The organism is Singulisphaera photorubra, assembly GCF_045290345.1.
In the GTDB taxonomy this organism is placed as follows: Bacteria; Planctomycetota; Planctomycetia; order Isosphaerales; family Isosphaeraceae; genus Singulisphaera.
Genome location: NZ_CP155447.1, coordinates 10,363,295 through 10,376,116, shown reverse-complemented (window position 1 = coordinate 10,376,116; position 12,822 = coordinate 10,363,295). Strand labels below are relative to the sequence as shown.

The window sequence follows — 12,822 nt, the reverse complement described above, 5'->3', positions numbered from 1 at the left end:
GCACTCGACGAGGACTCCAGGCTCGCATTTCGCGGGGGATGCGGGCAGGGTGTTGGCGCGGAGGCTGTTCGATCATACGATGCCAGTTGGATCGTTTCGATGGTGAGAGCAAGGTCCGGGATGACGGGAACCCCCCGCCGAGGTCTCATTCCAACTCGACCTTTCCCCCCTGCCCTTTGCCTCGACTCGTGCCACATCTCTCGAGTCTTCGCGAAAGGACTGCCACGTGCGTCGAATTCCGATCGGTCTGCGCCTCCTCCGATGGTCGTGCGGCGTCTTGACCCTCTCCGTGGGCCTCTCGACGACGCTGGATGCGCAGACGGGATCGGCCAAGAAAGCGGTGGCTGCGCCCGTGCCCGATTCGAGTCCGCTTGCCAGGTATGCGCCGCGGGACAATCTCTTTGTCTATGCGGAATTCGCCGGGCTTGACTCCCACCGAGAAGCGTGGCAGAAGTCGGCGGCGTACAAGATGCTAAACGAGACCACGCTGGGGGTGATGCTCGAGGACGTCAGCGCCCAGATTCTCGAGCGGGTCTTGAGCTACCGCCCTGATCGTCGCGTTACGGGGAGCGAAGTCGTCAAGCTGGTCGAGAATCTCGTCCAGTCGGGGTTCGTGTTCGCGGCCGCGGGTGTACCTGAGCATCCCGCGAAGTGGGCGTCGGTCTTGGTGTTGAGGGGCGCGGCACGCAAGGAACTTCGGCCGATCACGGGCAGGTTCCTGGTCATGCAGGGAGACCAGGCCGTCAAGCCTCAGGTTTCCAAACGTGGCAATGGACGACAGATCGTGGTGATGGGAGGACCCCAGCCCGGCACAAGCTGGGCATGGTGGGTCGAGAAGGACGACGTTGTCATCGCGCTCAACGGGCCCGAGACTGCGGATGTGATTGGCGAAGTCCTTGATGGCAAGCGACCGAACGCGATTGAGCATCCCGTCCGAATCGAGTTGGAGAAGCCCGAAGCGGGAATGGAACCGGTCGGACTGGCCTTCTTCGATAGCGCCGCCTGGAATCAACCACAATCGGCGGCCTCGCTATTCTTCGAGAAAATGCAGATTCGCGGCGTCGACCGGGTTGACTACCGTTGGGGACTCGCGGGCGACGCGATCATGACCGTGGCGCGGCTGAAGGCCAAATCGCCGCGTCAGGGGTTGCTCGCGCTGTTCGATCAGCCGACCTTCGATAAATCAACACTTTTGACGATGCCCGATGGGATCAGCTCGTTCACCGCGATCTCGATGAAGCCAGCGAACGTTTATGGAACTCTGGCGAGTGTGGCCAAGGAAGCGAATCCGGCATTCGGGGAGACCTTCGGTAAGATCGAGGAGTTGATTCAGGCGCGGGCGCGATTGCAGCTTCGGAAGGATCTCCTCGCTCACCTCGGCCCGAAGGCGTTGTTCTACCTCGCTCCAGCGGCCACGACGACCTCGGCGAAGCCCGCGGCGGCCGATACGACCACCAGTCGATTGAATCCACTGGCCATGGTCCTTGGCACGACCCCTCTCCCCAGGTTCGTGGCGATTTTCGAGTTTGATAACAAGGTTGCGGTCGAACGCGCCCTGGATACTCTGGTCATTGAGCTGAACAAGGAGATCCGGAACCGGATCCAGGATTCGGCAGCGGCGGCCGAGGCAGCGGCGGCGGCCGCCGCACCAGCTGGGGCAGACGATCGCGCTGAGCCGGGCGACGGGGGATCTCGACGGCGTCGACCCGAAGCGCTTCCTACCCCGGAATTCAAGATGATGCCGGGGCCGGAGAAGTCGTTCGTTCTCAACGTACCGAGCGAGCTCGGACGGTTGCCGGCCGGGCTTCGACCGACCATTCGGGTTGGAGCGAAATACCTGGTCATCGCCTCCGCTCCCGAAGTGGCGAGGCAGGCGCTTGAGATCAAGAAGGAAGCTAGCTGGATTCCTGCCGACGAATTTGCCGAGGCGCTCGAACAGGTCCCTTCGGACCTGGTTTTCCTTCATGTTGAAGATCCGAGGGAGCACCTACCCAAATTGCTGGCGAGTCTCCCTGGCGAGTTGCAGAAACGGATCAATCAGATGGGCTTGCTCAACCAGCCGAAACCAGTCGCCGGAGCGGCCGGTCCTGGCGAAGCGGCCGCCCCTGGAAATCCGGCCGCGGCGGTGGCCCCTCCTGCTGGGGCACTGGCGGGCGATCCGGCGGCCGGAGCCGTCCCCCCCGACCAACTGCCCGGAGCACCGGGGGCGCCTGGAGCACCGGGGGCTCCTGGAGCACCGGGTGCGCCTGGAGCAGAGGGAGCAGCGAAGACGACGGCCGCTCCGTTGATCCTCCGGATCGACCCGGCGAAGCTTCCCTCGGATGCCGCTCTGAAAGCCTTGATGTTTCCGGCGACGGCTGCCGTTGCCGTGGATGCGAACGAGGTGCGGTTCGTCAGGCGATTGTCATTTCCCAATCTGATCGGTCCAGATACGCCTGTCAGCCGGTTGTTCCGGATGATGGTCAGCCGCAGGGGTCCGAATCTGCCGGGGGCCGCTGGGGCCAATTTGCCCGATCCGGCCGGCATCACCGGTTCCCCCGCGCCTGGCCGCTAGACCGCGACGACCGGTCGCGGATGGGCTGGCCGATTGGGCGCGGACCCGCGCCCATCGGCCGACTTGTCCTTTCGATTCGATGGAGTCTGGATTCGTTAGTGATTCGAAACGCGGTGCAATTCACAGGAGATTGGCGTCGCGAAATCGCACGAAGTTTGGAGATCCGCAACGATGGGATTCATACGTTTTCGCATGATTAGCCATCGGACGCAGGCAGCCACGGCAGCGATTGCGCCACGCCTTTGGACCACCGGCCCTTCCGGTGGAAAGTGAACTCAGGATGAGACCGGAATGCCTTTGTTGAGACCCTGACCACTTGGAGGCAATTCGATGGAATTCGTCCACGAAGTGACTGCCTACCTCGAAAACAAGCCTGGCCGGCTGGCCAAGATCTGTTCGGCATTGGCGCATGAGAAGATCGACATCAAGGCGCTGTCGGTCATGGACAAGTCTGAGCGGAGCGTTTTTCGATTTGTGACCGATGACCTCGAGCCGACCAAGAAGGTGCTGACCTCCCTGGGCGTCGAGTTTACGGGTGCCGAAGTCCTGGCCGTCACCATGGATAATCAACCAGGCTCCCTGGCACGGGTTCTCGAGCGGCTCGCGGAGGAGCACATCAACGTCGAGTACGCGTATACGTCGTGTTCGGCGCCTGGCAAGGCCGTCGGCGTGTTTCAGACGTCGAACTCGAAGCGAGCCTTGCAGGTTCTCAACGAAGCGTCGCCCAACGGAGTCGATCGTGCGGCGGGCCGCAGGCCTCTGCACACGCGCTGAGCGGTCGGTCTCATTCCAATCCTGAACCGAGCGAGCCGCGGCGGAGCTTCTTCCGCCCGCGGTTTGCCCCCCCTTTGCAACCTGTCCCGCCCTCTCGAGCCTAGAAACTGGCACTCGATCCTGGGGTCGTGGTGCTCACGTTCAATTGACAGCGGGGCCTCGCTCCCTTTAGCCTTGAACCGTGAAGGTGAAAGCGAGCGATCTAGAAAGGCCTCGGACGTGGCGAAGAAGAAAAAGGTCCGGGTTGCGTTCAAAAAGAATCGGCAGAAGCGGACGCGCGCCAACGACCTGACCCGTCGTTACCGCCAGGACGATCTGGCGCGTGCCGAGCCGGCATCGGCCGAGCGTGTGCGCGCCAAGGGGGACCTGTCGAGGCACCGCACGATCGTCACGGACGTCGGCGAGGCCGGTGAGCCGAAACCGGGAGAGCCCGGCGCATCCGAGCCTTCGGCGAATCGGTCCGTGGATCTCTCGGCCTGTCTTGCCGGACGTGTGATTCGGGTCCACGGTCTGCTCTCGATGGTCGAGGGGGACGACGGCCGAACCTGGGCCTGTCATGTGCGCCGGATTCTCAAAACGCTGGCGATTGATGGGCGCAACGTCATCGCTGTCGGCGACCGGGTCTGGTTCCGTCCCGGAAATGCGGCCGGTGACGAGGGGATGATCGAGAAAGTCGAGGCCCGACGCGGGACGATTACCCGGGGCTACCGCCGGCGAGAGCACGTCATCGCGTGCAACGTCGACCAGGTTTTGATCGTCTCCGCCTTCGCGGAGCCGGGCCTGAAATTGCCGCTCATCGACCGCTATCTGATCTCGGCCGAGACCGGGGGCGTACGACCGATTATCATCCTCAACAAGGCCGATCTTGTCGACACGGCCCCTTTTCAGTGGGTGATCGGGCTCTACACTCAACTCGGTTACGAGACGCTGGTGACCTCGGCGGCTTCCGGACAGGGAATTTCTCGACTCAAGGAGCTCCTTGCCGAAGGGACGACGGCGTTCTCGGGCCAGAGCGGGGTCGGCAAGAGTTCGCTGCTGAATGCCATTCAGCCCGGCCTGGCCCTTCGGGTCCGCGAGGTTTCCGACTGGACGGCCAAGGGAAAGCACACGACCACGACGGCCGAATTGATTCGTCTCGAGTCGGGTGGCCATGTCGTCGACACCCCGGGCCTTCGCCAATTTGAGCTCTGGGGAGTCGACCCTGGTGAAGTCGAAGCTCACTTCGTCGAGTTCCGACCCTACATCCCACTCTGCAAGTACCCAAGCTGTTCACATACCCATGAGGACCAATGCGCCGTCAAGGACGCGGTCCACTGGGGGCAAATCCACTTCGGTCGCTACGAGAGCTACCTGAAAGTCTATGCCCAGCAGCCGATCGAAGGGGAGTGAGCGAAGCTCCTCGACGGATCGCACGCACGGTTGAATCGCGGGCTGAATTCGCGAGACGCATTCGCGCAAGGGAGCCGCTTTTTGATTGTGCGTGTTTTATATGATTTTGCGATCACTAGCAAATCAATATTTGATTTGTGTGATTGGATTGAATAAGAGGTCGTTTTGTGAGTCTGTCGCAAGGAAACTGGGCCGTTTGTTTGACCCCGAGGCCGAAATTCGCGGGAGAAACTCGTTCCCGCGCAGAGCGTGGGAACGAGATCCCGGTATCCTCGTTACAGTCTCCGTTTTGTGGTGGTTTTGTGTTCTAGTGAACGTTTTTGCGTCTGGGAATCTGTTGTTTTGAGTGTGTGAATGAACTGTGGGGTTTGTGTTTTAAACAAGCGAATTGGAACAGGATGAAACTTCGGTTTTGGTGCTTCTCTCCAGGTTGATCGGCCACGCGCGAGGCGTCGATTTGCCACCGGTTGTGGCCGCTCGGGTCGGCAAACAGTCGGACGGGCTAAGGGGCGGTTCGACCTTCGAGACGGGAAAGTCCCTGAACAACGGTTCGGAGATAGCCGAGCGAGCTGGCGATCCAATCGAGGTCACGGTCGACCCAGGGGATCGCTTCGATGACCTCGGGTCGGACGAGCGATCCTTCGGTGAAGCGGCGATCGCACCGCTCCGCCAGATTGACGATTCCGGCAAGCGCCTCAGGGCGAAGGTTGGGGAAGAAGGAAAGCCAGGTTTTGTCGAAGATGGGTAAGTCGTAGGTTCTGGGATGAAGCTCGATGGAGAGCGTTAACCTTGGGTTGGCGTGGATGAGCGTGGCGAGGACGTCGGGCATCGGGATCACCCCCGACCCGATCGGCCGCGCCTGCCAGCAGAGCCCCCGCGGTGTGAAGCCGAGGATCGCGTCCTTGACGTGCGTGGCCAGGACATGGGGTGCGAGCCGCTCGGCCGCCGCAATCGGCTCATCGAGCCGCATGAGCAGGTTCCCGGTGTCGAACGTCACTCCCACGATGTCAGGGCCGAGGCGGTCGATCATTTCGACCAGTTCCTCGACCGTCAGGTCCGCATGCGTCTCCAACGCGATCTGGAGGCCCAATTCGCGAAGCCGGGGAGCGAGGATCGACAGCACGTCGAGCGTGGCCGCACGTTGGGCGTCCCAGCGAACGTCGGTGCGGAATCGGTCATGACGGTCGCCGACGTAGGCCCTTGCGTGCCGGCACCCCAGCGCTGCAATCGCTTCGAGGTGCCTGACCAGGTCGTGCGCGTGTTCGGCGGCCGTGACGTCGCGGGCCTCGTGCCGTGAGCGACGCACGGGGTTGGGCGAGGGCAAGCCGACCTCGAGATAGAGCGCTCTCTCCTCAGCTCGGCGGCGGAACGCCGCCAAGGGGCCAGGGGCGAGCGACCGGTCGATGGACTCGGGATTGAGGAACTGTACGCCGTCGAACCCGTGGGCCTGGGCAAATTCGAGCGTGGCCTCCGCGGAGAGGTCGCGGTGGGCGATCGTGTAGTGGTCCAAACCAATCCGCACGGTCATCGTTGCTTTTTCCTGAGAAGTGCCGCAAATGTTGCTTAACGATCGCACCACGGCGCAGCCTCCGCAAGGAGATTTTTCGGTCGAGGCCGGGGTCTCAGACGAAATGCCGCAACCTCATGAGCAAGTTCGACTCACAAGGAATTCGCTCCCATACCCATCAATGACGACCTTTTGGATCTGGAGAGTTCTCGGGAAAAAGTGGACGCGAGTGGGTTGACGGACGGGGCATCTCAGCGTATTTTGGCGACCGTCCTGAGAGCACGACACCATTCGCTTCACATTCGAGTTGTGCTCGATTCAGACGCCCTTGGAAAGTTTGATCCCACCTAGGTATCCAGCCACGCACGTGTCCAACGCTGCGTGGATTCTGTCCGAAAAAATAAGGTTCGACTCCTGGTCGCATGGATGCGTCCCCCAGGTTCGACCCTTTGTCGTGAGGAAGTAGACTTGGACATGTGCTGAGTCTAATTCCTCAGATGAATGGCCACACGGCCCGCGAGCCGTCTTCGCAGGAGGCAAAGACGTCGCGGGCCGCGGCTGGCCCTTCAAATACCGCCAGACTTGACGAGAAACCACTGATGTTCTCGTATCAACGTTCTGGTTGCTTTTGGTCGGTGCGGAGCCCTGGCCGTACGCTCACTCTGACGGCTCCGGCCGCGTTCCATGGTCGAACGCGGCCTTTTATTTGAAAATGAGAATTCAAAAGAATAACAACACTCCGCAATCGCAGCTTCAGCAGGTCGTCGCTCCTCGAGCGAGCCGACTTCGCTGCAAACGAGGGGGCACAACGTGACCCCGACCTGTGACGTCCTGAGACGCGTTTAGCACGGCAATTGTGTCGGTTGCCGCGAGGTTATGATCGCGGGCTTACCCACACGAACCGGCCGTGAATGAGAGCGGATTACTCGTCCGTCTGTGGCCGGCCGCAACCCGGTGGCTTGAACCCGTACTCGCCCCCCCGGTGCGCGGGTAGAAGCCCAGGGGCCGACTCCGCCCCAACTCAGCCGATTGGCGCCGTCCGTGATTCACCCGAATGCGGATCGCTGGAGGATCATGGCCCGGACGGGCCTTCGAAATGGCTTCCCATGGGCGGTCCGCTCGACCCATGGGGACGAAGGGCTGGCCAGTCGATTACCGCCTCCAGGTGGAGAGGTCCGCCATGCATAAGACCGGTCAGGGGACGGTAGAGTCGCGGTACATGGCGTCAGCCTGGTCGCGAAGCATGACCGAGTCGGGAACGGCGTCACGCGAGAAGTAGGGATTCGAGCCGGGCTCGCTCGGGGGATCGACCGGGATCGCCGAGGGAGGCAATTCACCCAGGCGAATTCCGATTCGATCCATCAGTGCTCGCGAGAGTGGCTCATCGCCAAACCAGCCGATTCGGACGCTAATCCGGGAGACGGCCTGGTTGGGACGGATAGTGACCGAGACGCGACGATCGTCGGCCGTCGAGCCGTGGTAGACGAGCATTCCCGCATCGTGCGTCAACCGGACCGAGTGGACGCGGAGGTCATCCATCGCTCCGGTGATCGCCGACTGGAGCGTGGCAGCCGGGTAGTGGAAGTCCTGTGTGGCACGTCCGGCCGTGTAGGTGAATGCCGTCGCGCTCATGACGGGTCCGGCGACCGGCCCGACAGTCATGCAGCCGGTGATCGTTAAGGACGAGAGTATCGCGGCCGCAAGCGCGATCCGTCGCATCGTGCGCCTCATCTCTGGAATTCTTGATGACGTATCTACCCAAGTCGCGGCAAATTATCCCTTCCTACCAAAAGGGTCAAGGCCGACTCAATCGATCGATTGAGTCGGCCTTGCGGCGTGACGTCAGGTGTGAAGTGGGTATCTCCCCCCAGCCTCGTTAACGCCCCAGTTTCACTCGAGGCGTGAGGGTCACCGCCTTCAGGTCGAGGAGAGCATTGCGGATCGGTCCCACCGGACGAAATTCGATGCGATGAGTCCCGGCGGCCAGGATCATCTCACCGACGAAGATCGACCGATAACGCGACCAGGTGCCCGGGCCGGTGCCGTCGACGGTGCCTGGAAGGACTCTGTCTTCGGACCGAACCTCGAACGAGTTCCCCGCCGATTCGTCGGCGCAGGCCCACTCCATGGAGACGGTGAAAGTCTGCGGGCGATCGACCCGCACCGTCCAGACGGCTTGGTCGCCGGCGTTCTGCCACATACCGAGGTTGCCGAACTGCGTCTCAAAGGTCAGCGTGGGACCGAAGACCTGCGCGGTCTCGGCGCTCAGACGAAGGCTTCCGTCGGCCGCCTGGACGACCGTTTCAGGATGGTTGCCGTCGAGAACTTTCGGCCGCCGCGCACCCGAGGAGAGATACGCGATCAGGTCGGAGAGGTCGGCGGGTTTGAGGTCGTTTTCAAGCCCTTCGGGCATGAGTGACTGGCCAGTCGTCTTGAGCGCTTCGAGATCGGCCCGGAGGATCACGTCGAGCACGCCTTCCTGGCGTTTCAGGGTAATCGCGTTGCCGGTCTCGGCGGCGATCAGGCCGGTCACGACACGGCCGTCGGTCACGGCGGCCGTGTAGCCGGCGTAACGGGCGTCGACTTCGCGGTTCGGGTCAAGGATCGCGGTCAGGAAGGCGTCGGGCGTCGTATCGGTCAGAGCCGCCAGGTCAGGACCGACCTCGTGCCCCTGCCCGTCAAACTTGTGGCAGCTTGCGCAGATCTTGCCGAACAGCGCCTTGCCTCGGCTGGGATCACCGGTTTGTTCCGAAGCGGCTCGATAGGCGTTCAGAACCTCGGCGCGGCCACGCGGGCGAACTGACGCGAGGACTTTTTCGGCCCGTTCTCGAAGGGCAGGATCCGAGTGAGCGAGCAGCCTCTGGCGATGGGTGGCATCGATCTCGGCCGATCCGATCGACTTGCTCTCGAGAGCGGTGAGAAGCGCCTGGGTGGAGTTCGGTCGGGCCAGCAAGGCGTCGATGGTGGCCGCGCGGAGGGCAGGACCGAGTTGGGGCCAGGCCGCGATCAGTCGGCCAGCGGCCTCAGGGGTGCCAAGCTTCGCCAAGCCCTGTACGGCCGCGAGCTGGATCGACGAGTTGTTGCGAGGTTCGAGTAACTCCGTCAGCAGGGCGATGTCGCCCTCCTGGTTTTCCTTCTCGTGCCCGAGCAGGCGAACGGACGTGATTCGGTCGCCGGCCTTCCCCTGCTCGTCTCGAGCACTGATGCGTGCGTGAGCGAAAAGGGTGTGCATGAACGGGGAGGAGGCGAGATCACCGACTTCGGCGTTGCCCGACCCGAAGAGTTCGGCGGCCAGTGAGAGCCACCACGTTGGGATCGGTTCTCCCTTCGCGGGCTTGGGCAAAGAGTCGACGAGGGCTGCGATTGCAGCGGCATTTCGCGCCGAGGTTGCCGTGGTCACCAGCGGGCCAATCATGGCCGAGCGAATCCGCGGGTCGGCCTTGTCCGAGACCACGGCGGCGAGGATCGGTCCTGGATGCTTCACGGCCGAGCTGAGGATCGCGCCGCGGACCCAGACGTCGTTACCATCCCGTAAGGCGAGCTGGCCGAGCCATTCTCCTGCACGGGGATCGTTCCACTCTCCCAGGCTTAACGCCAGTTGATAACGGACGCCGAGGTCGGGGTCGGCCACGAGTGCGCCGACGGCGGTCGCGAGCCGATCGTCGTCGCCGAGCCTTTGCTCCGCGAGCCGGACGGCTTGTCGGCGGACGCCGGGATGGGGATCGGCCAGTCCGTGCAGGATCTCGGTGTTCTCGAGCGTTCCGAGACCAGCCAGAGTGCAGAGCGCCTGCATCCGCCCTTCGGGCCGGGTGCTCTGGGCGGCGACTTCCTTCAGTGCGGGCACCGCCGATTGGTCGCCACGCTCGACCAGGAGTCGTTGGACGTTGTCACGCAAGGTGCCATTGGGGCTGTCGAGCTGCTTGGCAAGTTCGGGACTGGCCAATCGGTTGAGGATGGGAACGGGGCGAGGTGCCTGTCCTTCGGCGAACACACGGTAGATGCGGCCCTTGTCGGCCCCCCCTCGGACGTCCAGGGTGGCGAGCTGTTGCGGGCTGATCCAACGCGGATGCTCGATAACGGATCGGTACATGTCGACAACCCAGATCGCTCCGTCTGGGCCGGTCCGTACCTGGACGGGCCGGAACCAGTTGTCGGTCGACGAGAGGAACTCGGATGTTTTCTCGTCCTCCGCGCGGTGGCTCGCGAACGTGATCCCGTCCGGTTTGAGAACTTCACGATGAACCAGGTTATGGACAGGCTCGCACGTGAAGGAATTTCCGGTGAAGGAATCGCCGAGCAACGTGTCGCGGTAGATCATCGGGCCGCAACCCGAGGTCACTCGGTTGGCACTCTGCGGCATGTTGAACCGTTCGAGCGTCCGGCTGCTGGGATAGATCCGCGCGTTGTCGGGGTCGCGTGCGACGTAGACCATGGGGCCCGGCGCCGCGACGCGCGGATTCCTCAGGGCATACTGATCGGGGAACGGATAGTGCCTGAGCCAGTCGCTATTCGTGTTGCCGAACTGATTGCCCCAGTCGTCGTGGGTCCGCCCCTGCTGGGTCAGGCCCGAGGCCGGTTCCATCGTCCCGCTGTCGGGATTGATCCGAAAATCGCGACCGCCAATATTGATCTCGCGTCCAGTCGCCGTGCCGTGAATGGTGCCGCCGATCAGGCCGTTGGCGCCGTAGACCCAATTGTCCAGGTTATAGGAGAGTCCGTTGACTCGTGCCTGGTAGTTCTCCGTCGCGAAGCCGCGGAAGAGAACCTTGCGGACGTCGGCCTTGCCGTCACCATCGGTGTCCTCGGCATAGATGATTTCGGGGGCAGCGCAGATCAAGGCACCCTTCCGCCAGGCCATCACGCCCGTCGGAAACGGCAAATCCTCAATGAAGTTCGTTCCCGTCTCATAGCGTCCGTCGCCATCGCGGTCTTCGAGGACTTTGACGACCCCGCCTGGCTTCCAGTTGCCATCGATGCCAGAGGGGTAGTCACGCATCTCGCAGACCCAGAGCTTGCCGTCGCCACCGAAGTCGATCGCGACCGGGTCGAGAACCAGAGGTTCAGACGCCACGAGCTCGACGCGAAACCCCTTTTTGACCCACATGGCACCAAGGGCTTCCTCGGGCGACTTCGCCGTGGGGAGCTCGAGGGTGGCGTTTACCTTAGCGTCGGCTTTGGGCGTCGGTTTCGCTTGAAACGCCTTCGGCATCAGCTTGTGAACTGCCGAGATGATCAAGTCTTCAATGCCCGTTTTGAACCGGGCCGGTCGCGCGTAGTAGACCATTGCCCCGCCTCCCTCGTAGCCCCCTTCACGGAGGATGCGTTCGGAGGGGATGTAGCAAGGGACGTCGTTGGCGTAGGCGGTGACCCAGAGCTTGGCCGGGTCGAATTCCTTCTTGAGCCGGAGCACATAGTCGACGACGACTTCGCCGGGCAGAAAGACCATGGCGAGTTCGTTGCCGAAGGCCCAGACCTGGACGGGATAATTGATCTCGGACTGGAGCGGTTCGCCGCGATCGAGCTTGGCGAGTTGGACCGAGGCGTTGTAGCCGGGAGGGCCTCCGGCCTTGACGAGCGCCTCGAGCTCCGAACGGGTCGGTAGCGTGTCCAGGGGAAGCTTCACCTCGGCGCCAGGTGACTTGGCGGGAGGAGTCTCAAGGGGCCGCCAGGGTGTTTCCGCTTGATTCGGGGTCGAAGCCAGCTTGATCAGCCGGTTGACTTCGTCGGCGATCGCGCGGCCGTTGACCTGAGCGCCATCAGCCGCGAGGCGTTTCAGGGGGTTCGAGTCGGCGCCGCAGCCGACGACCGTCAAAGCGATCGCGCCGGGATGATCGTGTTCGATCGCTTCTTGAGCGTAACCTGCCCAGTCGCCAGCGACCTTATTGTCGTTGGGGTCGAGTGTCGTGCAGTGGCAGGCGTAGTTCACGAGGATCGCGCGGATCTTGCCGTCAAGATCAGTCACTCGGAGCACCGGCAGCGAATGGTCGACCGGTCCCCCCTTGGTCCGCCGATTGTTGGCGAAGCCGACGCTCCCCTGGGCCCAGTCGAGCCGCCCCGGACGGAGGTCTTTGAGGGCAGCGAGGCTGACTCGCTCGAGGTTGTCGGTCAACTCGCGGGTGTACCGTTCGATCGTCGCCAGTTCGTTGTCGGCGATCTTCTTGCCGAAGATGTTCGGTGCGATTCCTGACAAGCAAGGCGCACTATGAGTATGCGAGGCGGCTACCACGAAATCCGACTTGGGAAGTTTTTCCTTCTCTTGAAGCCGTTTCGCCACTTCCTCGACGATCTCGAAGGGAACCCCCAGGCTATCGACCGACACCAGAACGACGCGGCGTCCTTCGGTTGAGCCAATGGCCAGTGCCTTGGCCCAGATGCGCTGGGCGGTGCCCCGTGATTCCTGTGTGCGGCTGAGATAACCGTGGAGTCGAATCGGGTAGTCGGGCGTGATGTCGACCCGGGCCACCCCGAGCTCAAGGTTTGCAATTGCCGGCGATGACGAAAGCCAAAGGAAACTCGCCATGACCAGGAACAAACGCTGCATTCAGAACTCCTCTTATTACGGAACGCGTACCTTCTCGCTGGCTCCGGTTCCCTGGGT

At 62.6% G+C, this 12,822-nt stretch carries 6 protein-coding genes; 3 read left to right on the top strand and 3 right to left on the bottom strand.

Translation table 11 applies throughout. The features are described from left to right. Window positions 1-226 precede the first annotated feature (226 nt). The 3 genes from V5E97_RS38725 to rsgA all read left to right on the top strand — a co-directional run bounded on the left by V5E97_RS38725 (window position 227) and on the right by rsgA (window position 4,717). A complete protein-coding gene (locus V5E97_RS38725; protein ID WP_406696889.1) occupies window positions 227-2,554 on the top strand; it encodes a nuclear transport factor 2 family protein in 2,328 nt (775 codons plus the stop codon). 330 nt (window positions 2,555-2,884) lie between these two features. Beyond that, a complete protein-coding gene (locus V5E97_RS38720; RefSeq protein WP_406696888.1) occupies window positions 2,885-3,328 on the top strand; it encodes an ACT domain-containing protein in 444 nt (147 codons plus the stop codon). Window positions 3,329-3,547: 219 nt separating this feature from the next. Next, a complete protein-coding gene (gene rsgA, locus V5E97_RS38715; protein ID WP_406696887.1) occupies window positions 3,548-4,717 on the top strand; it encodes a ribosome small subunit-dependent GTPase A in 1,170 nt (389 codons plus the stop codon). Window positions 4,718-5,219: 502 nt separating this feature from the next. Here the strand turns inward: rsgA and V5E97_RS38710 are convergent. From V5E97_RS38710 to V5E97_RS38700, 3 genes are all read right to left on the bottom strand, one after another. Beyond that, on the bottom strand, window positions 5,220-6,245 hold the full coding sequence (locus V5E97_RS38710) for a sugar phosphate isomerase/epimerase family protein (RefSeq protein WP_406696886.1): 1,026 nt from the start codon (window positions 6,243-6,245) through the stop codon (window positions 5,220-5,222). A gap of 1,173 nt (window positions 6,246-7,418) precedes the next feature. Further along, window positions 7,419-7,943, bottom strand: a complete 525-nt coding sequence (locus tag V5E97_RS38705; protein ID WP_406696885.1) for a DUF3568 family protein — start codon at window positions 7,941-7,943, stop codon at window positions 7,419-7,421. 157 nt (window positions 7,944-8,100) lie between these two features. Then, a complete protein-coding gene (locus tag V5E97_RS38700; RefSeq protein WP_406696884.1) occupies window positions 8,101-12,765 on the bottom strand; it encodes a neutral/alkaline non-lysosomal ceramidase N-terminal domain-containing protein in 4,665 nt (1,554 codons plus the stop codon). Window positions 12,766-12,822: the final 57 nt, after the last annotated feature.

What these genes read in the sequence shown, in the direction of transcription:
- V5E97_RS38705 (WP_406696885.1), bottom strand. Translation starts at nt 7,943, where the DNA reads ATGCGACGGATCGCGCTTGCGGCCGCGATACTCTCGTCCTTAACGATC.
- V5E97_RS38720 (WP_406696888.1), top strand. Translation starts at nt 2,885, where the DNA reads ATGGAATTCGTCCACGAAGTGACTGCCTACCTCGAAAACAAGCCTGGC.
- V5E97_RS38710 (WP_406696886.1), bottom strand. Translation starts at nt 6,245, where the DNA reads ATGACCGTGCGGATTGGTTTGGACCACTACACGATCGCCCACCGCGAC.
- V5E97_RS38700 (WP_406696884.1), bottom strand. Translation starts at nt 12,765, where the DNA reads ATGCAGCGTTTGTTCCTGGTCATGGCGAGTTTCCTTTGGCTTTCGTCA.